Here is a 22,643-nt window from a genome sequence, read left to right on the forward strand (position 1 = left end):
ATTGAGCCGAGAGGCCGCGGCGTACTGGATGCCCCGCCTTCGCGGGGCATGACAGCGTGTTGTGTGGATGCTCCTCGTCGCAACAGCTCGCGACAAGGCCGCCCCTCACTTCTTCGCGAAAATATCCTTGTATGTATCGCGCAGGATATTCTTCTGCACCTTGCCCATCGTGTTGCGCGGCAGCTCGTCGACGACGAAGACGCGCTTGGGCATCTTGAATTTCGCAAGGCGGCCGTCGAGGCCTTTCAGCACGGCCGCTTCGTCGATGCTCGCGCCGGGCTGGCGCACCAGCACCGCCGTGACGCCTTCGCCGAAATCGGCATGCGGCACGCCGATCACGGCGGATTCGATCACGCCCGGCATGGCGTCGATCTCGCTCTCGATCTCCTTGGGGTAGACGTTGAAGCCGCCGGAGATGACGAGGTCCTTGCCGCGCCCGAGGATGTGGACGTAGCCCTTGGCGTCGATCTTGCCGAGGTCGCCGGTGATGAAGAAGCCGTCGTCGCGGAATTCGGCCTTGGTCTTCTCCGGCATGCGCCAATAACCCCTGAAGACGTTCGGGCCCTTCACCTCGATCATGCCGATCTCGTCACGCGGCAATTCCTTGCCGGTCTCGGGCTCGGTGACGCGCACGGAGACGCCGGGCAGGGGGAAACCGACCGCGCCGGGCACGCGCTCGCCGTCATAGGGGTTCGACGTGTTCATGTTGGTCTCGGTCATGCCGTAGCGCTCGAGCACGGCGTGGCCGGTGCGCGCCGACCATTCGCGATGGGTCTCGGCCAGCAGCGGCGCAGAGCCCGAGATGAACAGCCGCATGTGCTTCGTCGTCTCCTTTGACAGCGCAGCATTCTGGAGCAAGCGCGTGTAGAAGGTCGGCACGCCCATCAGCACGGTGGCGCGCGCCATCAGCTTGATGATGAGATCCGGATCGAGCTTGGGCAGGAAGATCATCGACGCCCGCGCGAACAGCGTCACGTTGGTCGCCACGAACAGGCCGTGCGTATGATAGATCGGCAGCGCGTGGATCAGGACGTCCTTGTCGGTGAAGCGCCAGTAGCCGACCAGCGAGAGCGAGTTCGACGCGAGATTGTCGTGCGTCAGCATCGCGCCTTTGGAGCGCCCCGTCGTGCCCGAAGTGTAGAGGATCGCAGCGAGATCGTCGTTGGCGCGCGAGACGGTCGCGAAGTCGGAGCTGGCCTTGTCGGCGGCCTCGGTCAGCGAGCCCTTGCCGTCAGGCCCGAGCGTCTCGACCCCAGCCTTCACCTTGGCGGCGATGGGGGCAAGACCTTCGGCCTTGGAGGGATCGCACACCACCAGCGAGGGCTCGGCATCGCCGATGAAATAGTCGAGCTCGTTGAGCGTATAGGCGGTGTTGAGCGGCAGATAGACGGCGCCGGCCCTGACGGTGCCGAGATAGAGCACGATATTGGCGACCGATTTCTCGACCTGCACCGCGACGCGGTCGCCCGGCTTCACGCCGCGGGCCACCAGCACGTTCGCCATCTGCCCCGCGCGCGCGATCAGATCGCCATAGCTGATGCGGGTACCATCCTGCATCTCGATCGCCAGGCGTTTGGGGTCGTCGAGGCCGTCGAACAGGCGGGAAAACAGGTTGGCGTTGGCTGCTTGGTTCATGCAAGATTTCCTCGACCGCAAGACTGACAAGGCCGGTCAAAACCGAGGGCTGGATTAGCAAAAACCGCCCCAATGAAGCAACGGAGACAGTTTGCATGACAAAAGGTGGGAAACGCGTGGCCTGGGTTACCGGCGGCGGCAGCGGGATCGGCGAGGCCGGCGCCGAGGCGCTCGCGGCCGACGGCTGGACGGTGGTGGTGTCCGGCCGACGCCAGGCAGCCCTGGACGAGGTGGTTGCGAAGATCACCAAGTCGGGCGGCGCGGCCGAGGCGATCGCGCTGGACGTCGCCAACGCGGCCGAGGCCCAGAAAGCCGCCGACCAGATCGTCGCCAGGCACGGCCGCATCGACCTGCTGGTGAACAACGCCGGTATCAACGTCCCCAAGCGCAGCTGGAAGGACATGGAACTCGAAGGCTGGGACAAGCTGGTCCAGGTCAATCTCAACGGCGTGCTCTATTGCATGCACGCGGTGCTGCCGACGATGCGCAAGCAGCAGGATGGCGCCATCATCAACGTCTCGTCCTGGGCCGGCCGCCATGTCTCGAAGATGCCGGGCCCCGCCTACACCACCACCAAGCATGCGGTGCTGGCACTGACCCATTCCTTCAACATGGACGAATGCGTCAACGGCCTGCGCGCCTGCTGCCTGATGCCCGGCGAGGTCGCAACGCCGATCCTGAAGCTGCGCCCGGTGGTGCCGAGCGAGGCGGAGCAGGCCAAGATGCTGCAATCCGAAGATCTCGGCCGCACCATCGCCTTCATCGCGAGCATGCCCGCACGCGTTTGCATCAACGAGGTGCTGATCAGCCCCACGCATAATCGCGGCTTCATCCAGACGCCGAACAACAGGGATTGAGACGCGGCGTACCACACATTCGGTGTCATCCCCGCGAACGCGGGGATCCATAACCGCAGACGGAAATTAAGGGTGCCGCTGGTCACTCCGAGTCTTCGCCAAACCACACCCTGTGGCTATGGGTCCCGGATCGGCGCTTCGCTTGTCCGGGACGACAGCGCCGTGTGCCGCCTGAGCTCGCAACACACGAACATCCCCGCCCATAGTTTCACGGATCACAAAGAATTTTTCCTCGAAACCGCGCGCCGAACCCTCCCGTAGTTCGGTCCAACGACGGCACTGCTGCATCACCCCTTCAACTGTCGCAGTCGCCGTTGTTGCCCCAACCCTGCACCGGCCATCGCCGGTTACAATTCAATCGGGAGACTTCCATGTCCAAGCGCATTGCCTATCTCGCCGCCGCCGCCTTCAGCGCACTCGCCATCACCGCGACCGTCGTCGCGCCGGTGCGCGCCGAGGAGAAGACCGTCATGGTCGGCGGCGCCGCGATGTTCCCCTCGAAGAACATCGTCCAGAACGCGGTCAACTCGAAGGACCACACCACGCTGGTGGCGGCGGTGAAGGCGGCCGGCCTGGTGCCGACGCTGGAAGGCAAGGGCCCGTTCACGGTGTTCGCGCCGACCAACGCCGCCTTCGGCAAGCTGCCGGCCGGCACCGTCGACAATCTGGTCAAGCCTGAGAACAAGGCGACGCTGACCAAGATCCTCACCTACCACGTCGTGCCGGGCAAGCTGGAGGCCTCCGACCTCACCGACGGCAAGAAGATGAAGACGGCCGAGGGCGAAGAGCTCACCGTGAAGAAGATGGACGGCAAGGTCTGGATCGTCGACGCCAAGGGCGGCACCTCGATGGTCACGATCTCCAACGTCAACCAGTCCAACGGCGTCATCCATGTGGTCGACACCGTGCTGATGCCCGCGACGTAACACCGCGCCATCCTGTTTCATCCCCCTGACAGGATGCTTCGAGACCGCGAGCCGGGGATACCCGGCTCGCTTTTTTGTGACCACAATAGCCTGACGGCATCGATTCGATGGCCGGCAGGGCGTAACGGAAACCCACGAGCCGGCGTATAATTCCAGGACACACGATCCCAGGCACGGACGATCAGGACGGAACCATCATGGCGAGCCTCACAGTCACCGACGAGCAGGTCGGGGCCACCCCGGCCAAAGTGATCCAGCCGGCCTGGGTGCGGGTCATGCACTGGATCAACGCGTTTGCCATGGTCCTGATGATCCTGTCGGGCTGGCAGATCTACAACGCCTCGCCGTTGTTCGGTTTCACCTTCCCGCGCGACTACACGCTGGGCGGCTGGCTCGGCGGCGGCCTGCTCTGGCATTTCGCGGCGATGTGGCTGTTGATGATCAACGGCCTTGCCTATCTCGTCACCGGCTTTGCCACCGGCCGCTTCGCCAGGAAGCTGTTTCCGATCACCCCGTCAGGCGTGCTTCACGACGTCAGGGCCGCCCTGACCTTCAAGCTCGGCCATGACGATCTCACCGTCTACAATTACGTGCAGCGCCTGCTCTATGCCGGCATCATCGCGGTCGGCGTGCTGATCGTGCTCACGGGGCTCGGCATGTGGAAGCCGGTGCAACTGCACTGGCTGGTCTCGCTGTTCGGCGACTACCCGACCGCGCGCTACATCCATTTCTTCTGCATGGCCGCGATCTGTGCGTTCCTCGTCGTTCACGTCTTGCTAGCGCTGCTCGTGCCGAAGAGCCTGCGCGCCATGATCATCGGTCGCTGATTAGGAGAATTGTCATGGCCAAGCGTTCATTCCTGATCCCCGGCGTCGACAAGCGGCTCCTGATCAAGGACTCCATCAAGACCATGCCCGACGTCACCCGCCGCCGCTTCATCGCGGGCGGCGCCAGTCTCGGCGCCCTGACACTGCTGACCGGTTGCGACGTCGTCGATTCCTCCTCGGCCGAGGAGATGCTGAAGAGCGTCTCGAAGTTCAACGACGCGGTGCAGGCCTTCATCTTCAATCCCGACGCACTCGCTCCGACCTTCCCCGAGAGCGCGATCACGAAGCCATTTCCGTTCAACGCCTATTACGATCTCGACGACGCGCCCGATGTCGCGGCCGCGGACTGGAAGCTCGAGGTGCGCGGCCTCGTCGACAACAAGAAGTCCTGGACGCTGGACGAGCTCTACAAGTTGCCGCAGGTCAGCCAGATCACCCGTCACATCTGCGTCGAAGGCTGGAGCGCGATCGGCAGCTGGACCGGCACGCCCTTGCGCGATTTCCTCAAGCTGGTCGGCGCCGACACGCGCGCGAAATACGTCTGGTTCCAGTGCGCCGACAAGGAAGGCTACAACTCGCCACTCGACATGCGTAGCGCGCTGCATCCGCAGACCCAGATGACTTTCAAATATGCGAACGAGATCCTGCCGCGCGCCTACGGCTTCCCCATGAAGATCCGCGTGCCGACAAAGCTCGGCTTCAAGAATCCCAAATACGTGGTCTCGATGGAAGTCACCAACGACTACAAAGGCGGCTATTGGGAAGACCAGGGGTACAATTCGTTCAGCGGAAGCTGACTGAGGAAGTCATTCCGGGGCGCGCGTAGCGCGAGCCCGGAATCCATTCATCCACCGATGCTGCCGCCCGATGGATTCCGGGTTCTCGCTACGCGAGCCCCGGAATGACACCTAGGCTGGCCCCACCTTCCGCTGGCACAGCGCCGCCACGGCGCCCAGCGCCAGCAACGCCGCCGAGACATTCAGCGCGTAGCTCAGGCTACCCAGTGCATCCGTGATCGCACCGACCACGATCGGGCCGAGCGTCTGGCCGACGCCGAACGAGATCGTCATCGCGGCGATCGCGGTCGGCCACACCTCCGGCGGATAGTTGAAGCGCACGAAGGCGGTGGTCGAGCCGACCACGGCGAAGAAGGCAACGCCGAACACCACGGCAGAGACGGCGAGCCATGCCGGCGAATGCCCGAGCATCGGCAGCGCGGCGCCCAGCGCATTGGTGCCGAGGATGATGGCGGTGGCCAATCCGCCGCGATCGAGCGCGAGCACGCCGCGCCAGGCCCAGGGCGTTACGAAGGCGGACAGGCCGATCAAGCTCCAGAACGCCGCCTGCGCCGCGGCCCCGCCGCCGCCGTCGCGCACATAGGCGATCATGAAGGTCATGTAGGCGATGTAGCCGGCGCCGAACAGGAAGTAGCCGGCGAGATAAACCAGCACGGGCAGGATCGCGAACGAGATGTGACTGCCTTCCGAGAAGCGGACGCTGCTCTCGATGCGGATCAGGAACAGCGGGATTGTCATCGCCACTGACAGCAGCGTCAGCGCCCACCACACGATCCACCACGAGCCCGGCCCGAAATATTGCAGTGTGAACGGGGCGATCAGCCCCGAGGACAGGATGCCGATGCCGGGCCCGGCATAGAACAGGCTGAGCAGGAAATTGGCCCGCGCGGGCTGGGTCTGGGCGATGGTCGCCGCCAGCGCGCCGCCGGCGACGAAGCCGGCCGCGGCGCCAAGCCCCAGCACGAGGCGTGCGAGGCTGAGCGCCACGAAATTCCCCGTCAGCGCGCAGGTCGCGAGCGCGGCGACGCAGGCCAGGGTTCCCAAGCGGATGGCGGCCGACCAGCCGACGCGCTGGATCAGGCGGGACGCCACCAGCGCGCCGACGAGGTAGCCGACGGCGTTGATGGTGTTCATGAATCCGGCCGCCGAGTAGGACCAGCCGAGGGTCTCCCGCATGTCCGGCAGCACCAGCGCATAGGCGAAGCGGCCGATGCCGAGCCCGACGGTCGCGGCCAGCGACAGCGTCAGGATCAGCCGCGCGGGATGCGCGTAGGACGGGGGTCGGTCAGGGGCGTGCAAGGGGATTCTCCGGCCCGCCCAGTGTGGCAGGCCCCGCCCGTGTTGCACAGCGGCGAGGCGGCAATGGTGTCTTGCCAAGCGCGCAACGCCGCTCTAGCACTCCGGCCGAACCGTCATTCCGGGGCGCGCGAAGCGCGAGCCCGGAATCCATTTCCCTGCTTGCGCTGTGGCCTGATGGATTCCGGGCTCGCTCGCTTTGCTCGCGCCCCGGAATGACGAGAGAGGATCGAAAAGGAAAACGACCATGGCGACCCACAAACTGCTGCTGCTTCCCGGCGACGGTATCGGCCCCGAGGTGATGGGCGAGGTGAAGCGGCTGATCGACTGGCTGAATTCGGCCGGGATCGCCAAGTTCGAGACGGATACCGGCCTCGTCGGCGGCTCCGCCTATGACGCGCACAAGGTGTCGATCTCCGAGGGCGACATGGCCAAGGCGCTCGCTGCCGACGCCATCATCTTCGGCGCGGTCGGCGGCCCGAAATGGGACGCCGTCCCTTACGAGGTCCGCCCCGAAGCCGGCCTGCTGCGCCTGCGCAAGGATCTGGCCCTGTTCGCCAACCTCCGTCCGGCCGTCTGCTACCCGGCGCTGGCGGAAGCCTCCAGCCTGAAGCGCGAGGCGATCGAGGGCCTCGACATCGTCATCGTGCGCGAGCTCACCGGCGGCGTCTATTTCGGCGAGCCCAAGACCATCACCGATCTCGGCAATGGCCAGAAGCGCGCCATCGATACCCAGGTCTACGACACCTATGAGATCGAGCGCATCGGCCGCGTCGCCTTCGAGCTTGCCCGCAAGCGCAAGAACAAGGTGACGTCGATGGAGAAGCGCAACGTCATGAAGTCGGGCGTGCTCTGGAACGAGGTCATGACGGCGGTCCACAAGCGCGAATACCCCGATGTCACGCTCGAGCATCAGCTGGCCGATTCCGGCGGCATGATGCTGGTGAAATGGCCGAAGCAGTTCGACGTCATCGTCACCGACAATCTGTTCGGCGACATGCTGTCCGACATCGCGGCGATGCTGACGGGCTCGCTCGGCATGCTGCCCTCGGCCTCGCTCGGCGAGGTCGATGTGAAGACCAAGAAGCGCCGCGCGCTGTACGAGCCCGTGCACGGCTCGGCGCCTGATATCGCCGGCAAGGGCCTCGCCAATCCGATCGCGATGATCTCGTCGTTCGGCATGGCGCTGCGCTATTCCTTCGACATGGGCGAGCTCGCCGACAAGGTCGACGCCGCGATCGCCGCCGTGCTGGCGAGCGGCCTGCGCACCGCCGACATCAAGTCGGAGGGCACCACGGCCGCGTCCACCACGCAGATGGGCGAAGCGATCCTGAAAGAATTGCAGAAGCTGCACGCGTAAGGCGGGCGCAGCTTTCGTAGCAGAATCGTAGGGCGGGTTAGCGCAGCGTAACCCGCCTTTTCTGTTTCCGCGGAAGCCAAAATGGCGGGTTACGCCTTCGGCTAACCCGCCCTACGGCACCTTCTCCTGGAGCCCTCTCATGGATTCACCCCGCCCAAAAATCGCGGAAACCTTCATCCATGAAACGGTGCGCCTGCGCGAGGCGCAGATCGGCCGGCGCTGCGAGGTTCTCGCCAACACCCGCATCGAATATGCCGCGCTCGGCGACTATTCCTATCTCGGCGAGAACTGCGATGTCGCGGATGCCACGATCGGAAAATTCACCGCCGTTGCCAATTCGGTCCGGATCGGCGCGCCGAACCATCCGATGGGCCGCGCCTCGCAGCATCGCTTCACCTATGTTCCCGAATATTACGAAGTGAGCGCAACGCGCGATCGCGATTTCTTCGCAGGTAGGCGCGGCGATCGCGTCATCATCGGCAATGATGTCTGGATCGGCCACGCCGCGATCCTGCTGCCGGGCGTGAGCGTCGGCGATGGCGCGGTGATCGGCGCGGGCGCGGTCGTCAGCCGCGACGTCGCGCCGTACACGATCGTCGGCGGCGTGCCCGCGCGCGCCATCCGCAAGCGCTTCGACGATGCCGTCGCCGCGAGCCTGCGCCGAATCGCCTGGTGGGATTGGTCGGACGAACTCATCTTCGAGCGTCTCGCCGATTTCCGCTCCGAGGCGATCGAGGAGTTTTGCCGGCGCTACGATCCCGCGGCCAATTCATAGCCTCAACCGTCATTGCGAGCGCAGCGAAGCAATCCAGCGTCTTTCCGTGGAGAGATTCTGGATTGCTTCGCTGCGCTCGCAATGACGATGGAGAGGCAGGCAGGAAAAACAAAAAAGGCCGGGCGTGAGCCCGGCCTTTCTGATTCGGTTGCTTTGCCCCGCTTAGTACAGCGGGAAATTCTGCGGATAGCCGCCGATATCCTGCGGCGTCGAGAGCGGCTGGCGGTCGATCGGGCGGTTGAGATTCTCGCGCGCGAAGGACGGATAGCCGACGGCCGGCGGGAAGGCGTAGTCGCTGAACTTGCGGTCGCCCGGATTGACCTCGGTGCCGCCGTCGAGCCAGGAGCGCTTGCTCACATAGATGCGGGTGCGGCCCTGCTGGTAGACGGCGTTGGGTCCGCTCGGGCCGTAATAGTGCCGGCCGCGCTCGTCATAACGCTTGGTCTTGTTGTCGGCCGAGGCTGGCGTCGCCAGAACAGAGGACATGGCAATCACGGCGCCCGCAGCAAACAAGGTCGCCCATTTGGCAGAGAATTTCGAGCTCATCACGTCCCCTTCAGGCGGCGCACCGCCAGTCGATGTCTCCCCATACTAGCCCGGCCGGGGTGGGCGCAACTAGGTCAATTGGGTCACACCAGCTCGGAATAATCGCGGCCGCCGGCAAAAGTTGCATCAATACCAGCCACTTGAGCTTGATGCCGGTCAAAGCGCCCCGCGCAATTGCGCGTTCGCGGCGCCCAGCAGCCAGTCCGGCGAGCCGGCAGGGTTGCACGCGCCGCGCTTCAGCTCGGCGCGGGCGAACAGATCGGCCAGCTTCGGCTCGTTGCCCGAGGTTAGCAGCGTCAGCCGGTTCAGCGTGCAGGCGATGGCCGCGCGCTGGGCGGGCAGGGTGTCGCCCTGGCAGGAGAAGCCGGAGATCTGCAGGCCCGGCTCCTCGCTGCGCTTGAGATAGCCAAGGCAGGCCCGCGCGCCCTCCGTTGCTCCGACCGGCCTGAACAGGGCGACGGGGCCGAATTTGGTCTCGATCAGGCCGGCCTGCTCGAGGGCGCCGGCTGCTCCCAGGCCCATCTGGGCCGCGAGGTCCATCCCGGCCGGACGGGCCACGTCGAATTCGCCGCCCTCCCGGTAAATCTCGAGCTCGGCCAGCGGCTTGTCCATCTCGCCGGCCCAGCGCATGACGTCCCTGCGGCCGCCTTCGGGATGCCTCAGGATCGTGTAAGAGACTGTTTTATCTGATGAATCAGCCCGGCTGAGGGCGAAGGCCGGATGCGAGCGGTCGGCCACGCTCCAGCCCGACTTCGGCGCGGGCTCGTCGCCGCGCAAATCCGGCAGCTGGCCGAGCGCCGCAAGGCCGAGGATGGCAAACAGGGCCAGCGTCCCCACATAGGCGAACAGCCGCGCCAGCGTGCCCACGACCTCGTCGGCGAAGGCTGCCAATGCCAGATGGAGACTGGTCCGGGTTGAGAGTGCGGCCGTGCTGGCCTCAGGCGACTGCATCCACGGCCATCCGGCATGGTCCCACGTTGTCTTGAGGCCGGTTCTCGCATAGAAGCGCTGCTCTTCCTGTTTAAGCGTCAGCTTCAGGAACGGGCTTTTTCATCGGAGAGTGAACGATGGGTTACAAAGTCGCAATCGTCGGCGCGACCGGCAATGTCGGACGGGAAATGCTCAACATCCTGGATGAGCGCAAATTTCCCGCGGACGAGGTCGTGGCCCTGGCGTCACGCCGCAGCGTCGGCGTCGAGGTCTCCTATGGCGACCGCACCCTGAAGTGCAAGGCGCTCGAGCATTACGACTTCTCCGACGTCGACATCTGCCTGATGTCGGCGGGCGGCTCGGTGTCGAAGGAATGGTCGCCGAAGATCGGCGCCGCCGGCGCGGTCGTGATCGACAATTCCTCGGCCTGGCGCATGGACCCGGACGTGCCGCTGATCGTGCCCGAGGTGAACGCGGCCGCGGCCGAAGGCTTCAAGAAGAAGAACATCATCGCCAACCCGAACTGCTCGACCGCGCAGCTCGTGGTCGCGCTCAAGCCGCTGCACGACAAGGCGACCATCAAGCGCGTGGTGGTCTCGACCTATCAATCGGTGTCGGGCGCCGGCAAGGACGCGATGGACGAGTTGTTCTCGCAGACCAAGGCGGTCTACACCAACAGCGAGCTGGTCGCGAACAAATTCCCCAAGCGCATCGCCTTCAACGTCATCCCCCACATCGACGTCTTCATGGAAGACGGCTTTACCAAGGAAGAGTGGAAGATGATGGCGGAGACCAAGAAGATCCTCGATCCCAAGATCAAGCTCACCGCCACCTGCGTGCGCGTGCCCGTGTTCGTCGGTCACTCCGAAGCCGTCAACATCGAGTTCGAGAACCCGATCACCGCGGACGAAGCGCGCGAGATCCTGCGCAAGGCGCCCGGCTGCCTCGTCATCGACAAGCAGGAGCCCGGCGGCTACGCCACGCCGTACGAAGCGGCCGGCGAGGACGCCACCTATATCAGCCGCATCCGCGAGGACGCGACGGTGGAGAACGGTCTCGTGCTGTGGTGCGTGTCGGACAATCTGCGCAAGGGCGCGGCGCTCAACGCGATCCAGATCGCGGAAGTGCTGATCAACCGCAAGCTGATCAGCGCGAAGAAGCAGGCGGCGTAACGAAAAAGTAGGGCGGATTAGCCCGCGGCTGCGCGAAGCGCAGTCCGCTCGGCGTAATCCGCCACTTCTGTTCCCGTGGAGGCAAAGCGGCGGATTACGCTTCGCTAATCCGCCCTACGGGCGCGGTGGCCTACGCCACGCCCCGCGCGTTCCTGAATTCCTTCGCGGCCTTGTCCAGCACGAACAGCGATCCCTCCGCGACGCCGAAATAGGCGCCGTGGGTCTGCATCTGGCCGCTCTCCACGGCCTTCTGCACGAACGGGAACGTCATCAAATTCTCCAGGCTGCGGAACACCGCGGCCTTCTCGATGCGTTCGACGAACTGCGCCATGCTTTCGTGATCGCGCTGCTCGACGACCTCGCCGGGCTTGATGAACATCTGCATCCATTTGCCGATGAAGTCGCCGGGCGTCAGCGGCTCGATCTTGTCGACGAAGGCGCGGATGCCGCCGCATTGCGCGTGGCCGAGAATGACGATGTGCTTCACCTTCAGCACCGTCACCGCATATTCCAGCGCGGCCGAGACGCCATGCGCGTTGCCGTCGGGCTGATACACCGGCACCAGATTGGCGATGTTGCGCACCACGAACAATTCGCCCGGCCCGACGTCGAAGATCACCTCGGGCGAGACGCGGCTGTCGCAACAGCCGATCACCATCACTTCAGGGAACTGCCCCTTCACCGACAGCTCACGATAGCGGCTCTGCTCGGTCGGCAGCCGCTGGGTGGCGAAGGCCTGATAGCCTTCCAGCAAATGCTTCGGGAATGTCATCATGGCTATGCCTAATCATATACCGCAGGGGCGAACAAGCCTTTCGAATAGGCAGGCCAGATGCTATCGGCTTGGTTTGTCGTTTGAGTATGATCCTCTCGGAAAACCGCCCCACACTTTCCGGGATCATGCAGCAGAAACGCCCGAGGAAACCGGAAGGAACGCCCGCATGACCCGCCCGCGCCGCAGCCATCTGTTCATGCCCGGCTCCAACCCTCGCGCGCTTGAAAAGGCGCGCAATCTCGCCGCCGACGGCCTGATCCTCGATCTCGAAGACTCCGTCGCGCCCGAGGCCAAGGCGGTGGCGCGTGACGGAATTGCCGCCGCGATCGCCGCCAAGGGCTTTGGCAAGCGCGAGATCCTGATCCGGACCAATGGGCTCGATACGCCCTGGTGGGGCGACGATCTCGCCATGGCGGCCAAGGCGTCGCCCGACGGCATCCTGGTTCCAAAAGTTTCAAGTGTCGAAGATCTCGATACGATCGGCCTCCGTCTCACCGAGCTCGGCGCGGCGCCGACGGTGAAGGTCTGGGCCATGATCGAGACCGCGCGCGCCGTGCTGCATGCGGAGGAGCTGGCCGAGGCCGGCCGCGATCAATCGCGGCGTCTCTCCGGCTTCGTGTTCGGTCCCAACGACATCTCGCGCGAGACGCGGATCCGGATGATGCCCGGCCGCGCCGCGATGATCCCGATGATCACGCACTGCATCCTGGCGACGCGCGCCCACGGCCTCGAGATCCTCGACGGCCCCTATAGCGACATCGCCAACCCCGATGGCTTCGCCACCGAATGCGCGCAAGCGCGCGATCTCGGCTTCGACGGCAAGACGCTGATCCACCCCTCGCAGATCGAGGCCTGCAACGCGATCTTCACGCCGCCCGAAGAGGACATCGCGCGTGCGCGAAAGATCATCGCGGCGTTCGAGCTGCCGGAGAACGCCTCGCGCGGCGCGATCCGCCTCGACGGCGCCATGGTGGAGCGCCTGCATGCCGACATGGCCAAGCGCACGATCGCAATCGCGGACGCGATCGCGGCGATGGGGAAGAGCTGAGGGCAGGCCCCCCGCGCCGCGCCGTCCGAGACGAAGCGCGGCTGACGCGCAGGAGGGCAGCGCAATTTGCGTGAACGGCCGCTTACTGCCGTCGTCTCGCATTCTTCAGCGTGTCGGACGGCAGCTCGCCGATGGCCTGACGATATTCGGATGCGAAGCGTCCGAGATTTCGAAAGCCGCATTTGAACGCCACGGCAAGCACGCTGGTCCTTTCATCAGGCCGCCGCAACAGCTCCGCAGCGCGATGAAGCCGGACGCGCCGCGCGAACTGTCCAGGTGATCCCCGTCCGGAGTCGGAGAACTCCCGGAACACCGTCCGCAGGCTCACATTGGCGACCTCAGCGATCCTTTCGAGATCGAGCGGCTCGTCCCAATGCGCCTCGATGTAGGCCTCCACGATATCGACCACGGACCGGTTGGCGCCTGGCGCGGAACGCTGCAGCCGATCGGAGAAACTGTGCCGATGCGCCAGAAGGATCCGGACCATCAGCGCCCGCTCGAGCTCGGCGATGGCGATGGGCGAGTAATCCTGCCCGAATCTCTCCAGCTCCTCGGCAAACCTGAAAACGTCGTGGCGCACATGCGCCATCACCGCCGGATCCGCCTCGTCCGAGACGAAACGCAAATCCATGTCGCGATCCTCCCCGAGCAGGCTCTTCAACAGGCGCGCGATTGCCGCGGCGTCGATCCTCAGCACCAACTGGCGGTAACCCGGCGTGAAGTGGAGATCCAGCCTGGCGTCTCCCGAAATGATCGGAGTCCAGGCGTCGATCGATCGGCTATGCCCGTTGGTGGTGAAGCCCGCAGCTCCCTGGATCGAGAAGAACTGGCGGAGGATCTGCGATTCCGGAAAGGACAGCGACGCCGCACCGTCATAGCCACAGAACGCGAGGCCGATAGAATTCAGACGGGCAAGATTGGCCTGGACGGCGAAGTTGTTGTCGTGCTTGTCGAAGCGGTCCGCACCATACGCCGCAAACAGACGATCGCGTGCGAACTCGCTGTCCCGGGACTGCAGCAGCGGATAACGGTCGAGGTAGGAGACGGCGCGCAAATCAGAATCCTCAAAACGCACAAGCTACTAAATCGGAATCGGTGCGCTACCAATTGGAAATTGCATGAAGCGGCTCGGACGCGACCGATCGGTTGTCAGGCGGCAGCGCCAACTTGACTGCGACGGCGACAAGTGGCCGGGCACGCGATGCAAGTAAACGATCGCGTCTTTCCGCTCGCAGAGCAGCCATGTGTGGACATGCGAGCTGTGTATTTACAGGGCTCGATGTCGGCGTTTTGCCGAATACCGATAGCCAATTTAGCGTGCCCTTCGCGGTTGGGGCCCCACGGCGCTGCCGATCTCGTCGTGTGTCGCTGTCAGGTTAATCGGCCTGGCAAAATGCGGCCATTGTGTCTGCGATCGGACAAATACTCTGATAATTCGATTTAGTTATCTGCTTCATTCGCACGGACCGGCCCGTCGAGCGAGCTCGACTGCGCGCTGCTCCGCGGCAGGACAATGAATGCTGGAGGCCGGTCAGCTCTGTGCTGCGGCCTGAACATCAATTTCGGAGCAAGAAGAATGTTTGGTCGCAAATCCCTGGGCGCTGCTCAGGCGCAGATTGATGCCGTCGGTCGCTCGCAGGCCATGATCGAGTTCAGCATGGACGGCACAATCCTCCATGCCAACAAGAACTTCCTGGACGCGCTCGGCTACAATCTCGACCAGATTCAGGGCAAGCACCACTCTATGTTCGTGCAGGCGGATCAGCGTGATGGTGCCGATTATCAGGCGTTCTGGGCGGCGCTGCGCCGCGGAGAATTTCAGGCTGGAGAGTTCAAGCGCATCGCAAACGGTGGCCGCGAAATCTGGATCGAGGCCTCCTACAACCCGGTCCTCGACAAGGACGGCAAGCCGGTCAAGGTGATCAAGATCGCGACCGAGATCACGGCGAAGAAGCTGCGCAGCATGGCCGATGCATCCAAGCTCGTCGCGATCAATCGGGCCCAGGCCGTGATCGAATTCCAGCTCGATGGCACCGTCGTCACGGCCAACGAGAATTTCTGCACAACGCTCGGTTATTCCCTGGCCGAGATCGAGGGCAAGCACCACAGCCTGTTCATGCCGCAGGCCGACCGGGGCAGTGCGGCCTACCGGGCGTTCTGGGAGAAGCTCAACCGGGGTGAGTACCAGGCCGGCGAGTTCAAGCGCATCGGCAAGGGCGGCCGCGAGGTCTGGATTCTGGCGAGCTATAATCCCGTGATGGACGACAACGGTCGGCCGATCGGCGTGGTCAAGTTCGCGACCGACATCACGGCGGAGAAGCTGAAGAACGCCGATCTCGCCGGCCAGATCGCCGCGATCGACAAGGCGCAGGCGGTGATCGAGTTCAACATGGACGGCACGATCATCACCGCCAACGCCAACTTCCTTGGCGCCGTCGGCTATTCTCTCGACGAGATCAAGGGGCGGCATCACGGCATGTTCGTCGAAGCCAATGAGCGCGACGGTGCGCCCTATCAGGAGTTCTGGGCCGCGCTCAATCGCGGTGAGTACCAGGCGGCCGAATACAAGCGCATCGGCAAGGGCGGCAAGGAGATCTACATCCAGGCGTCCTACAATCCGATCCTCGACCTCAACGGCAAGCCGTTCAAGGTCGTGAAATACGCGACCGACACCACCAGGCAGGTGCTGATCCGCATGGGCAACGAGCGCGTCCGCGCCATGATGGAATCGGTCGCCGCCGGCTCCGAGGAATTGAACGCCTCGGTGCGCGAGATCGCCGAAGCCATGACCAAGTCGCGCGAAACCGCGACCGGCGCCGTGGAGCAGGTCTCCTCCGCCGACGCCCAGGCCCAGCGCCTCACCGATGCCGCGCAGGCCATGAGCGGCATCGTGGAGATGATCAACAACATCACCGGGCAGATCAATCTGCTCGCGCTCAACGCGACGATCGAATCGGCGCGTGCCGGCGAAGCCGGCCGCGGCTTTGCCGTGGTCGCATCCGAGGTGAAGGGGCTTGCCAACCAGGCCAAGCAGGCGACCGACAAGATCGCGCAGGAGATCGGCAGCCTCAACCAGATCTCGGGCGACGTCGTCGGCGCACTCGGTGCGATCAAGCAGGCGATCAACAATGTCAGCGAATACGTGACATCGACCGCCGCGGCGATCGAGGAGCAGAGCACCGTGACGAACGAGATGTCGACCAGCATGCAGCGCGCCGCGGCCGAAGCCGCCGCGATGGCCGGCCGGACCTGATCAGGCGGGCGCTGCGTCCCGCGTGTTCCGCTGCGTCGATGAGGCGGACGTCGCTACTCCGTCGTGCCGCTCAGCGCGGCGCGACGTCGGCGCGATCGAGCGACTCCAGGGTCGCGGCATTGGCGCAATAGCCGTGATAGTTTTCCGCGGCGGTGCCGTGGGCGAGATCGCGGTCGCATTGTCCCTTGTGATTGCACAGCGAGCAGACCCGCTCCATGTCGCGGAGCAGCAGCGGCTGCGCGCGGCCGAGGCCCTCGGCGCTGATGCCGAGCTGCTGCAGCATCAGCGGCAGCTCGTCGGCTGAATGCTTGCCGTGACGGACCAGTTCCTCCAGATCGTCGGGCGCGATCCTCAGATCGCTCGCGATCCGGTCGAAGTCGGCGCGATCGAGCTGACGCATCTCGTTCATCTCGCGGCGATGCTTCAGCCAGCTCGCAAAGGAGTCGATGAGGTCCTGGACGATGGGATAAGGCCTGCTGGCGGTGCTCATGGAAAGCTCCTTCGAACGGCGGAATTGGAGCGAATTAAGCACAATGTTGCAGAGGCGCGTTGCGCTGGATCAAACTGGGAGGGGCACGAGAACTACGCGAATCTCTCCGTCGCCCAGGCATACAGGCTGCCCGGAATCGGTTTTTCGCCGCCACGGCCCTTGGGCGAGATGTGCAGGCCGATGATCTCGGGGTTGGTGACGAGGTCGAGATAGCTCGAGGGATCGAAGAACAGTTTTGGTTCGGCATGCACGGCGTAGAACGACTGCTTCGGCAGCGCGTTGTGCAATTCGCCGGTCCGGCGCGCGAGCGCGGTGAGGGCGGCGGGGCCGAAGATCGCGACGCGGATATCGGAGAGCCGGTTCGATCCGCCGCGCAGGCGGCGCATCATGAAGGTGATGCGGTGGCGCACCGACAGCCAGTTCGGCGTCAGCTCCTCCTGCTCCATCAGCTCCGCGAAGGCGGCGACGATGCCGTGCTCGGGCGGCAGATAGATCACGGAATTGCCGAGCTGGCGCGGCCGCTCCCAGGCGAAATAGGGTTTGTCCGGATCGATCTCGACCGGCCTGAGCAGCAGCACGTCGGCATCGAGCCAGAGGCCGAGACCCTTCGCCATCAGCTTCATGCGGAAGAAGTCGCTGAACTGCAGCGTTGTCCAGTCGCGCCAGCTACCGTCCGGCTGCGGCGGCCGCAGCCGTTCGGAGAAGGTGTGCGGCAGGATCGCTTCGGCATCTGCATTGCCGACGCCCATGGGCAGGCCGGGAATGATGTCGAAACTGTAGACCGTGACCTTGTGGCCGGCAGCCAGCTGCGAGCGCAGACAGGTCTGGCGCAGTGCGTCCATCGGGCCATGCCAGAAGGTGACGATCTCGGGCAGCATGCGAGGACTCATAAGGGATAATCAGGACAAAGAAAAAGCCCCGGCGTTTTGGACGCCGGGGCTCGAACCAAATTTGAAGATCAGGCCCAGGCGCGTTCGCGCTTGAGCTTGTCCTCATAGCTGTCGATCGAGCCCTTTTTCTCCATCGTGAGGCCGATGTCGTCGAGGCCGTTGATCAGGCAGTGCTTGCGGAACGGGTCGATCTCGAACTTGACCTTGCCGCCGTCGGGGCCGCGGATCTCCTGGTTCGGCAGGTCGATCGTCAGCGTCGCGTTGGCGCCGCGCTCGGCGTCGTCGAACAGCTTGTCGAGGTCTTCCTGCGAAACGCGGATCGGCAGAATGCCGTTCTTGAAGCAGTTGTTGTAGAAGATGTCGCCGAACGAGGTCGAGATCACGCAGCGGATGCCGAAGTCGAGCAGCGCCCAGGGCGCGTGCTCGCGGCTCGAGCCGCAGCCGAAATTGTCGCCGGCGACCAGCACCTTCGCGTTGCGATAGGCGGACTGGTTGAGGACGAAATCCGGGTTCTCGCTGCCGTCGTCCTTGTAGCGCTGCTCGGAGAAGAGCCCCTTGCCAAGGCCGGTCCGCTTGATGGTCTTGAGGTACTGCTTCGGAATGATCATGTCGGTGTCGACATTGATGATCTTCAGCGGCGCCGCGACGCCTTCCAGCGTGGTGAACTTGTCCATTGTGGGCTTCCCGGTTTGTCGTCAGGGGAGGGCTGTTTAGCCCGGTTGGTGCGCGAATCCTAGGCCGGATTCGGCAATCTTGGTCTGTCAGACATGATCTGCGGGCCCTTGCGGAGCCATGCTGTCGGGGACGAAGCCCGTCGGCAGGCCGTCGATGCTCTTCATGTTCTTCAGGCCCCAGTATTTTCGCAAATTGTCGAGGCCCTGCTTGGTCCAGTAGCGCACGAGGCTGCCACGCTCCTGCTTGTAGTCGAACAGAGGCACGCCCATGCCGCATGACGTCTGCACGAGCTCGACCGAGAGGCGCACGATCTGGCGTGCCCCGGTCATGTCCTCGAAGCCAGGGGCGAGAGCTGTGTATTCAGGCGTGCCGCGCATCAGCGACCGACCCTGACCATAGAGCCGCAGGATCATCGGCGGGCCGTCGAAGGCGCAAAACATGATGGTCAATCGCTTGTCGTCGGAGGCGATCAGGTGCGCGCGGGTCTCGCTGCCGCTGCCGGTGCAATCGAGATAGGCGACATCATTGTGGCCGAGGACCCGGAATGAGGACAGGCCCTTCGGCGAGACGTTGATGCGTCCCTTTGGCGGGGCGCTCGCGACGAAAAAGATCTTCTGCCGCTCGATGAAAGCCCTGTGCTCGGGTTCGATCCTAGCGAATTGCTTGCCCATGTCTGGCGTCCTTGGCGCAGCGACGAAGTCCGGACGCTAGCATGGGCTATATACCAGTTTAATGGTCAATACTATGCTGGTATAAATACCACCATGTTAGGACAAGACCCAGACACCCCGGCTCTCTCGCTGAGTGCATTCCTGCGAGCGTTGCGGGAGCGCCAGTCTCCGGCGGAATTCGGCCTCGCCGCCGGGACGCGGCGGCGTACGCCCGGTCTCCGGCGCGAGGAAGTTGCCCAGCTCTGCGGATTGAGCGTCACCTGGTACACGTGGATCGAGCAGGGACGCGATGTCTCCGTCTCTGCGTCGGCACTCGCGCGCCTCGCCAGCGGATTGCGCTTGTCACGGGCCGAGCGCAGCTATTTGTTCGAGATTGCGGGCAAGCGCGATCCTGAACGTCCCGGCGCCAGCGACGACCCGCCTGACGAAATCCTGGCCTGCGTCGATGCGATCGACGGACCTGCCTACATCCTCGATCGCACATGGCGCGCGCGTCGCTGGAATGCGAAAGCGTCCGTTCTGTTCGCGGGATGGCTCGATGCAGACGGCGAGAAGAATCTGCTGCGCTACATCTTCCTCAGGCCCGAGGCGCGAACCCTGATCCTTGATTGGGCCTCGCGCGCACGCCGCGTCGTCGCAGAGTTCCGCGCCGCGGTGACGGCCTATTCCGACGATCCCGAGATTCGCCGGCTGGTGGAGGAACTGCGACTGGGAAGCCCCGACTTCGAACGTTGCTGGGACACGCAGGGCGTTCTGGCGCGCGAAGGCGGCGAACGCGCGTTCAATCACCCGGCCATGGGGCAGCTGCACTATCAGCAGGTGTCGCTGTCTCTTGCGGGGTGGTCCGACTATCGGCTGACGATGCTTGTCGGTCGTGTCTCAGTTTGAAATTTCGTCCGTCGGGCGAGAGCCTGATACGAGAAAAATGTGAATCTGCTGCGCGATGATCTGCTGAGCAAAGTTTGCTTGCTCCCGAGTGATCAACTGCCCGGCGATCAATTCCTCAACGGCATAACCTGCCACCATATCGGACCACTCCAAGTCCGGTGCCAGCCTAAGAGGTGGTTTGGCCATGTGCCCTCCCTTCGAGACATTGCCTGCTTGTCACTGCACCGCGCCTCGAAAAACCCGCGTCCTACTCGGCCTGAGCCTCGATCGCTTCCATGTCGTCGTCGGAGAGACCAAAATGGTGGCCGATCTCGTGGATCAGGACGTGGCGGACGATATGGCCGAGGCTCTCGTCATGCTCGGCCCAATAGTCCAAGATCGGCCGGCGGTAGAGCCAGACCATGTTGGGCAGCCGCGCCACGTCGCCGAGGCTCTGCTGGGGCAGGCCGACGCCCTGGAACAGGCCGAGCAGGTCGAACTCGCTCTCGCATTCCATCTCGTCGAGCACTTCCTCGGTCGGGAAGTCGTCGACGCGGATGATGACGCCCTCGCACAGGGCGCGAAATCCCGCCGGCAGGGCCTCGAAGATCTCGTGCGCCGTCGTTTCCATTTCGGCGAGCGATGGCGCTTTCAATTCCGTCCACATGTGTCCCTCTTCGCGCGGGTTCCCCGGTGATGCATCCCGCTTTATAAAAGCTGTGAGGTTGACGGGCGGCGCCAAAACGGGGAGCGTGGCCTCTCGACGGGACGTTTCAGGTGGGCGAAAAAATGCGAGCAAAAACAGCGCTGACGCTACTGTGCATGGGGTTGTTTTCGCAATTTTGCGTCGGCGCCGAGGCCCAGACGGCCGCACCCGGGGTCAGGCTGGCGCAGGCGGCCGCAACGGACGACATCCCGCCGCCGCGCAAGCGCCCGCGCGCGCGCCTTCGCGTCACGCCCTATTACACGCCCGACGGCGTCTATCCGCGCTACAATCCCGGTCCCAATGCGGTCCGCGAATGCAACGCGACCTATGTGCAGGAATTTCGGCCGAGCGGCACCGTGATCGTGCCGCGCGTGAGCTGTTACTGGCGCCCGGGCTAAGGCGGCGCGCCGCGCGGGAGCCGGGGAGTGATCATGGCGAGATGGATTCCATGGGCCGTTGCCAGCGCACTTGTCGCCGTCATGCCTTGCGCGTCCGCGGCGCACCGGGCGGTGATCCCGGAGGCCTCGGCGGGGATCGCGGTCTTCGATGCGCGCCGACACGCGCGGACCCATGTCATCGTGCCGCCCGTCATGCGCCGCGACCCCCGCTATTATGCGCGCCCGGTCCATTACCGCCCCTATCCCTACGGCGTGCCCGCACCCTTCGTGTTCGGCTACGGGCCGTTCTGGTGACGCTAGCCTGTGGGCGCGAATCCCTTCACCAGCAGCACGGTCGCCTGCGCGCCGGCCTTGCGGTCGCGCGAAATCTCCTCGTAGTCGGGTGAGGTCGAGAAGGCGAGGAAAGCGGCCTCGTCCGGAAACGACATCATGACGAGCTTGTCGTGCGGCCACGCGCCCTCGAGCACGCGCGGGCGCTCGTCGGCGGCGAGCAGCCGCCCATTGTATTTCCGGAACACGTCGAAGAACCGGGCCTGGTAGCGGTCGTAGGCGGCGCGGTCCGTCATCTTCAATTGTGCAATCGCGTAGACGGTCATCTCAAAGCTTCCTCTCGTCGCGGCACCCCGTCGCATCGCAGGTGCCGGCTTCGTTCATTCATGGCGCGTTCACATCGCTGTCCGCAATTTAATCCCGGGAGCGACTGCAATTGAACAGGGATGACGCGGGCCGGGAACGAGCATCGCAACTCCGCTGTCCATCAGGGAGGATTCCATGCTGAGGAGTTTGGGTTTCAAGACAGGTCCGATGCGCCTGCTCGGGATAGCGGCGGCGGCGACGCTGATGCTGTCGGCGGGGACCGCGCAGCGAGCGGAAGCGCTGACCTTGATCAATCCGGCGACGTCACCTGCGACGAAGGCTGCGACCGAGGCTGCGAGTGACGACCTCGTCACGCAGGTTCGTCATGGTGGTGGCGGCGGGCATGGCGGTGGTGGCCATTTCCACGGCGGCGGCGGTTTCCGCGGTGGCGGCGGACATGTCGGCGGCTTCCACGGCGGTGGTGGTTTCCATGGCGCGCGTATCGGCGGCTTCCGCGCCGCGCCGGCCTTCCATGGCGGCGGCTATCGCTATGGTGGCGTTCACCGCTACGGAGGATTTCATCGCTACGGGATCTATCGGCCTCACTACGGCCATCGCCACTTCCACCGGCGCTATTATTACGGCGGCTACTATCCCGCCTATCACTATCCGCGCCGCTGCCGGATCATCTGGACCTATTACGGCCCGCGCCGCGTCTGCCGCTGGCATCGCTGGCACCATCCGTATCGCTACTATTATTGATGTGAGAGAGCCGTCATGCCCGGGCTTGTCCCGGGCATCCACGATCTTTCTAGGCAAGTCCAAGAACGTGGCCGGGACGTAGGCGAGCGGAAGCGGCGCCGTCCTGCGGACGGCTATGCCCGGCCACGACGGAGAGACCTGCTAAAGCCAATCCTTCAGCTTCCACGGCGAAGCTTTCCACCGCATCAGATTGTCCAGCTTCCACTGCTTGAACATCGCCGGCGGCCAGCGGCTGAGCTTGGAGGTCTCCTCGACCTCGGGCTTGGCGACGATGCGCAAGGGTGCCGCGCGCCGGCGGTGCTGCCGCGTCGCTTCGCCGATCAGGTCGACATATTCCGGCTTGTTGGCCATGGCAGATGTCTAAGCTCGGCCCCGTGAAGTTGGGTTCCACGCGGCTTGCCAAAATTTTGC

The 22,643-nt window shown here is 64.3% G+C and carries 27 protein-coding genes; 13 read left to right on the forward strand and 14 right to left on the reverse strand.

The annotated features are described in order from the left end of the window. Positions 1 to 105: 105 nt before the first annotated feature. Complete coding sequence (locus tag QRQ56_RS14770) at positions 106 to 1,635, reverse strand: malonate--CoA ligase (protein WP_438741007.1); 1,530 nt, start codon at positions 1,633 to 1,635, stop codon at positions 106 to 108. A 95-nt stretch (positions 1,636 to 1,730) separates the two neighbouring features. Between QRQ56_RS14770 and QRQ56_RS14775 the strand changes: the two genes are divergently transcribed. The 4 genes from QRQ56_RS14775 (at position 1,731) to QRQ56_RS14790 (ending at position 5,042) form a co-directional block, all read left to right on the forward strand. Next, positions 1,731 to 2,492 carry an SDR family oxidoreductase gene (locus QRQ56_RS14775; protein WP_438741009.1) on the forward strand — a complete coding sequence of 254 codons (762 nt, stop codon included), beginning with the start codon at positions 1,731 to 1,733 and terminating at the stop codon, positions 2,490 to 2,492. Positions 2,493 to 2,863: 371 nt separating this feature from the next. Continuing rightward, complete coding sequence (locus tag QRQ56_RS14780; RefSeq protein ID WP_438741011.1) at positions 2,864 to 3,418, forward strand: fasciclin domain-containing protein; 555 nt, start codon at positions 2,864 to 2,866, stop codon at positions 3,416 to 3,418. A gap of 197 nt (positions 3,419 to 3,615) precedes the next feature. Beyond that, positions 3,616 to 4,245 carry a cytochrome b/b6 domain-containing protein gene (locus QRQ56_RS14785; protein ID WP_438741013.1) on the forward strand — a complete coding sequence of 210 codons (630 nt, stop codon included), beginning with the start codon at positions 3,616 to 3,618 and terminating at the stop codon, positions 4,243 to 4,245. Between the two features lie 14 nt (positions 4,246 to 4,259). Continuing rightward, positions 4,260 to 5,042, forward strand: coding sequence for a molybdopterin-binding protein (locus QRQ56_RS14790; protein ID WP_438741015.1), 783 nt, complete (start codon positions 4,260 to 4,262; stop codon positions 5,040 to 5,042). A 111-nt stretch (positions 5,043 to 5,153) separates the two neighbouring features. Here the strand turns inward: QRQ56_RS14790 and QRQ56_RS14795 are convergent, their stop codons facing one another. Beyond that, on the reverse strand, positions 5,154 to 6,341 hold the full coding sequence (locus tag QRQ56_RS14795) for a YbfB/YjiJ family MFS transporter (RefSeq protein ID WP_438741017.1): 1,188 nt from the start codon (positions 6,339 to 6,341) through the stop codon (positions 5,154 to 5,156). A 244-nt stretch (positions 6,342 to 6,585) separates the two neighbouring features. Between QRQ56_RS14795 and leuB the strand changes: the two genes are divergently transcribed. Continuing rightward, positions 6,586 to 7,698 (forward strand): 3-isopropylmalate dehydrogenase, encoded by a 1,113-nt coding sequence (gene leuB, locus QRQ56_RS14800; protein ID WP_438741020.1) that lies wholly within the window; start codon positions 6,586 to 6,588, stop codon positions 7,696 to 7,698. Between the two features lie 139 nt (positions 7,699 to 7,837). After that, positions 7,838 to 8,473 carry a DapH/DapD/GlmU-related protein gene (locus QRQ56_RS14805; RefSeq protein ID WP_438741022.1) on the forward strand — a complete coding sequence of 212 codons (636 nt, stop codon included), beginning with the start codon at positions 7,838 to 7,840 and terminating at the stop codon, positions 8,471 to 8,473. 162 nt (positions 8,474 to 8,635) lie between these two features. On the opposite strand, the gene QRQ56_RS14810 is transcribed toward QRQ56_RS14805, so the two are convergent. Both QRQ56_RS14810 and QRQ56_RS14815 read right to left on the reverse strand, forming a co-directional pair. After that, positions 8,636 to 9,019 carry a hypothetical protein gene (locus QRQ56_RS14810; protein ID WP_438741024.1) on the reverse strand — a complete coding sequence of 128 codons (384 nt, stop codon included), beginning with the start codon at positions 9,017 to 9,019 and terminating at the stop codon, positions 8,636 to 8,638. Between the two features lie 156 nt (positions 9,020 to 9,175). Continuing rightward, positions 9,176 to 9,970 (reverse strand): hypothetical protein, encoded by a 795-nt coding sequence (locus tag QRQ56_RS14815; protein WP_438741026.1) that lies wholly within the window; start codon positions 9,968 to 9,970, stop codon positions 9,176 to 9,178. A 116-nt stretch (positions 9,971 to 10,086) separates the two neighbouring features. Here QRQ56_RS14815 and QRQ56_RS14820 point away from each other — a divergent pair, with 116 nt between their 5' ends. Further along, positions 10,087 to 11,121 (forward strand): aspartate-semialdehyde dehydrogenase, encoded by a 1,035-nt coding sequence (locus tag QRQ56_RS14820; protein ID WP_438741029.1) that lies wholly within the window; start codon positions 10,087 to 10,089, stop codon positions 11,119 to 11,121. Positions 11,122 to 11,251: 130 nt separating this feature from the next. Here QRQ56_RS14820 and QRQ56_RS14825 read toward each other — a convergent pair whose 3' ends face one another. Next, positions 11,252 to 11,896, reverse strand: a complete 645-nt coding sequence (locus QRQ56_RS14825; RefSeq protein WP_438741031.1) for a carbonic anhydrase — start codon at positions 11,894 to 11,896, stop codon at positions 11,252 to 11,254. A 166-nt stretch (positions 11,897 to 12,062) separates the two neighbouring features. On the opposite strand from QRQ56_RS14825, the gene QRQ56_RS14830 reads away from it, so the two are divergent. Further along, entirely contained in the window at positions 12,063 to 12,944 is an 882-nt protein-coding gene (locus QRQ56_RS14830; protein WP_438741032.1) for an HpcH/HpaI aldolase/citrate lyase family protein, read from the forward strand. 82 nt (positions 12,945 to 13,026) lie between these two features. Here the strand turns inward: QRQ56_RS14830 and QRQ56_RS14835 are convergent, their stop codons facing one another. Continuing rightward, positions 13,027 to 13,998 (reverse strand): AraC family transcriptional regulator, encoded by a 972-nt coding sequence (locus QRQ56_RS14835; protein ID WP_438741034.1) that lies wholly within the window; start codon positions 13,996 to 13,998, stop codon positions 13,027 to 13,029. Between the two features lie 522 nt (positions 13,999 to 14,520). Here QRQ56_RS14835 and QRQ56_RS14840 point away from each other — a divergent pair. Then, positions 14,521 to 16,197, forward strand: coding sequence for a methyl-accepting chemotaxis protein (locus tag QRQ56_RS14840; RefSeq protein ID WP_438741036.1), 1,677 nt, complete (start codon positions 14,521 to 14,523; stop codon positions 16,195 to 16,197). A 70-nt stretch (positions 16,198 to 16,267) separates the two neighbouring features. On the opposite strand, the gene QRQ56_RS14845 is transcribed toward QRQ56_RS14840, so the two are convergent. The 4 genes from QRQ56_RS14845 to QRQ56_RS14860 form a co-directional block, all read right to left on the reverse strand. Continuing rightward, a complete protein-coding gene (locus QRQ56_RS14845; RefSeq protein ID WP_438741038.1) occupies positions 16,268 to 16,687 on the reverse strand; it encodes a hypothetical protein in 420 nt (139 codons plus the stop codon). A gap of 92 nt (positions 16,688 to 16,779) precedes the next feature. Continuing rightward, positions 16,780 to 17,565 carry a hypothetical protein gene (locus QRQ56_RS14850; protein ID WP_438741040.1) on the reverse strand — a complete coding sequence of 262 codons (786 nt, stop codon included), beginning with the start codon at positions 17,563 to 17,565 and terminating at the stop codon, positions 16,780 to 16,782. Positions 17,566 to 17,645: 80 nt separating this feature from the next. Beyond that, positions 17,646 to 18,251, reverse strand: a complete 606-nt coding sequence (leuD, locus tag QRQ56_RS14855; RefSeq protein WP_438741042.1) for a 3-isopropylmalate dehydratase small subunit — start codon at positions 18,249 to 18,251, stop codon at positions 17,646 to 17,648. An 87-nt stretch (positions 18,252 to 18,338) separates the two neighbouring features. Beyond that, complete coding sequence (locus tag QRQ56_RS14860; RefSeq protein WP_438741044.1) at positions 18,339 to 18,923, reverse strand: pyridoxamine 5'-phosphate oxidase family protein; 585 nt, start codon at positions 18,921 to 18,923, stop codon at positions 18,339 to 18,341. 93 nt (positions 18,924 to 19,016) lie between these two features. Here QRQ56_RS14860 and QRQ56_RS14865 point away from each other — a divergent pair, with 93 nt between their 5' ends. Further along, positions 19,017 to 19,811, forward strand: coding sequence for a helix-turn-helix transcriptional regulator (locus tag QRQ56_RS14865; RefSeq protein ID WP_438741478.1), 795 nt, complete (start codon positions 19,017 to 19,019; stop codon positions 19,809 to 19,811). On the opposite strand, the gene QRQ56_RS14870 is transcribed toward QRQ56_RS14865, so the two are convergent. Together QRQ56_RS14870 and QRQ56_RS14875 are read right to left on the reverse strand one after the other, a co-directional pair. Continuing rightward, a complete protein-coding gene (locus QRQ56_RS14870; RefSeq protein ID WP_438741046.1) occupies positions 19,803 to 19,997 on the reverse strand; it encodes a hypothetical protein in 195 nt (64 codons plus the stop codon). The genes QRQ56_RS14865 and QRQ56_RS14870 overlap by 9 nt on opposite strands. Positions 19,998 to 20,058: 61 nt before the next feature. Further along, positions 20,059 to 20,457 carry a metallopeptidase family protein gene (locus QRQ56_RS14875; protein ID WP_438741047.1) on the reverse strand — a complete coding sequence of 133 codons (399 nt, stop codon included), beginning with the start codon at positions 20,455 to 20,457 and terminating at the stop codon, positions 20,059 to 20,061. Between the two features lie 155 nt (positions 20,458 to 20,612). Here QRQ56_RS14875 and QRQ56_RS14880 point away from each other — a divergent pair, with 155 nt between their 5' ends. Together QRQ56_RS14880 and QRQ56_RS14885 are read left to right on the forward strand one after the other, a co-directional pair. Next, on the forward strand, positions 20,613 to 20,894 hold the full coding sequence (locus tag QRQ56_RS14880; RefSeq protein ID WP_438741479.1) for a hypothetical protein: 282 nt from the start codon (positions 20,613 to 20,615) through the stop codon (positions 20,892 to 20,894). Positions 20,895 to 20,927: 33 nt separating this feature from the next. Next, a complete protein-coding gene (locus QRQ56_RS14885; RefSeq protein WP_438741048.1) occupies positions 20,928 to 21,188 on the forward strand; it encodes a hypothetical protein in 261 nt (86 codons plus the stop codon). A gap of 2 nt (positions 21,189 to 21,190) precedes the next feature. On the opposite strand, the gene QRQ56_RS14890 is transcribed toward QRQ56_RS14885, so the two are convergent. After that, positions 21,191 to 21,490 carry a DUF1330 domain-containing protein gene (locus tag QRQ56_RS14890; protein WP_438741049.1) on the reverse strand — a complete coding sequence of 100 codons (300 nt, stop codon included), beginning with the start codon at positions 21,488 to 21,490 and terminating at the stop codon, positions 21,191 to 21,193. Positions 21,491 to 21,665: 175 nt separating this feature from the next. On the opposite strand from QRQ56_RS14890, the gene QRQ56_RS14895 reads away from it, so the two are divergent. After that, on the forward strand, positions 21,666 to 22,232 hold the full coding sequence (locus QRQ56_RS14895; protein ID WP_438741051.1) for a hypothetical protein: 567 nt from the start codon (positions 21,666 to 21,668) through the stop codon (positions 22,230 to 22,232). A 141-nt stretch (positions 22,233 to 22,373) separates the two neighbouring features. Here the strand turns inward: QRQ56_RS14895 and QRQ56_RS14900 are convergent, their stop codons facing one another. Further along, positions 22,374 to 22,583, reverse strand: a complete 210-nt coding sequence (locus QRQ56_RS14900; RefSeq protein WP_438741054.1) for a hypothetical protein — start codon at positions 22,581 to 22,583, stop codon at positions 22,374 to 22,376. Between the last annotated feature and the right edge of the window lie 60 nt (positions 22,584 to 22,643).

Origin of the sequence: Bradyrhizobium sp. U531 (assembly GCF_051710265.1) — a bacterium.
Lineage (GTDB): Bacteria > Pseudomonadota > Alphaproteobacteria > Rhizobiales > Xanthobacteraceae > Bradyrhizobium.

What these genes read in the sequence shown, in the direction of transcription:
- QRQ56_RS14770 (WP_438741007.1), bottom strand. Translation starts at nt 1,635, where the DNA reads ATGAACCAAGCAGCCAACGCCAACCTGTTTTCCCGCCTGTTCGACGGC.
- QRQ56_RS14775 (WP_438741009.1), top strand. Translation starts at nt 1,731, where the DNA reads ATGACAAAAGGTGGGAAACGCGTGGCCTGGGTTACCGGCGGCGGCAGC.
- QRQ56_RS14780 (WP_438741011.1), top strand. Translation starts at nt 2,864, where the DNA reads ATGTCCAAGCGCATTGCCTATCTCGCCGCCGCCGCCTTCAGCGCACTC.
- QRQ56_RS14785 (WP_438741013.1), top strand. Translation starts at nt 3,616, where the DNA reads ATGGCGAGCCTCACAGTCACCGACGAGCAGGTCGGGGCCACCCCGGCC.
- QRQ56_RS14790 (WP_438741015.1), top strand. Translation starts at nt 4,260, where the DNA reads ATGGCCAAGCGTTCATTCCTGATCCCCGGCGTCGACAAGCGGCTCCTG.
- leuB (WP_438741020.1), top strand. Translation starts at nt 6,586, where the DNA reads ATGGCGACCCACAAACTGCTGCTGCTTCCCGGCGACGGTATCGGCCCC.
- QRQ56_RS14805 (WP_438741022.1), top strand. Translation starts at nt 7,838, where the DNA reads ATGGATTCACCCCGCCCAAAAATCGCGGAAACCTTCATCCATGAAACG.
- QRQ56_RS14810 (WP_438741024.1), bottom strand. Translation starts at nt 9,019, where the DNA reads ATGAGCTCGAAATTCTCTGCCAAATGGGCGACCTTGTTTGCTGCGGGC.
- QRQ56_RS14815 (WP_438741026.1), bottom strand. Translation starts at nt 9,970, where the DNA reads ATGCAGTCGCCTGAGGCCAGCACGGCCGCACTCTCAACCCGGACCAGT.
- QRQ56_RS14820 (WP_438741029.1), top strand. Translation starts at nt 10,087, where the DNA reads ATGGGTTACAAAGTCGCAATCGTCGGCGCGACCGGCAATGTCGGACGG.
- QRQ56_RS14825 (WP_438741031.1), bottom strand. Translation starts at nt 11,896, where the DNA reads ATGATGACATTCCCGAAGCATTTGCTGGAAGGCTATCAGGCCTTCGCC.
- QRQ56_RS14830 (WP_438741032.1), top strand. Translation starts at nt 12,063, where the DNA reads ATGACCCGCCCGCGCCGCAGCCATCTGTTCATGCCCGGCTCCAACCCT.
- QRQ56_RS14840 (WP_438741036.1), top strand. Translation starts at nt 14,521, where the DNA reads ATGTTTGGTCGCAAATCCCTGGGCGCTGCTCAGGCGCAGATTGATGCC.
- QRQ56_RS14845 (WP_438741038.1), bottom strand. Translation starts at nt 16,687, where the DNA reads ATGAGCACCGCCAGCAGGCCTTATCCCATCGTCCAGGACCTCATCGAC.
- QRQ56_RS14850 (WP_438741040.1), bottom strand. Translation starts at nt 17,565, where the DNA reads ATGCTGCCCGAGATCGTCACCTTCTGGCATGGCCCGATGGACGCACTG.
- leuD (WP_438741042.1), bottom strand. Translation starts at nt 18,251, where the DNA reads ATGGACAAGTTCACCACGCTGGAAGGCGTCGCGGCGCCGCTGAAGATC.
- QRQ56_RS14860 (WP_438741044.1), bottom strand. Translation starts at nt 18,923, where the DNA reads ATGGGCAAGCAATTCGCTAGGATCGAACCCGAGCACAGGGCTTTCATC.
- QRQ56_RS14865 (WP_438741478.1), top strand. Translation starts at nt 19,017, where the DNA reads ATGTTAGGACAAGACCCAGACACCCCGGCTCTCTCGCTGAGTGCATTC.
- QRQ56_RS14870 (WP_438741046.1), bottom strand. Translation starts at nt 19,997, where the DNA reads ATGGCCAAACCACCTCTTAGGCTGGCACCGGACTTGGAGTGGTCCGAT.
- QRQ56_RS14875 (WP_438741047.1), bottom strand. Translation starts at nt 20,457, where the DNA reads ATGTGGACGGAATTGAAAGCGCCATCGCTCGCCGAAATGGAAACGACG.
- QRQ56_RS14880 (WP_438741479.1), top strand. Translation starts at nt 20,613, where the DNA reads ATGGGGTTGTTTTCGCAATTTTGCGTCGGCGCCGAGGCCCAGACGGCC.
- QRQ56_RS14885 (WP_438741048.1), top strand. Translation starts at nt 20,928, where the DNA reads ATGGCGAGATGGATTCCATGGGCCGTTGCCAGCGCACTTGTCGCCGTC.
- QRQ56_RS14890 (WP_438741049.1), bottom strand. Translation starts at nt 21,490, where the DNA reads ATGACCGTCTACGCGATTGCACAATTGAAGATGACGGACCGCGCCGCC.
- QRQ56_RS14895 (WP_438741051.1), top strand. Translation starts at nt 21,666, where the DNA reads ATGCTGAGGAGTTTGGGTTTCAAGACAGGTCCGATGCGCCTGCTCGGG.
- QRQ56_RS14900 (WP_438741054.1), bottom strand. Translation starts at nt 22,583, where the DNA reads ATGGCCAACAAGCCGGAATATGTCGACCTGATCGGCGAAGCGACGCGG.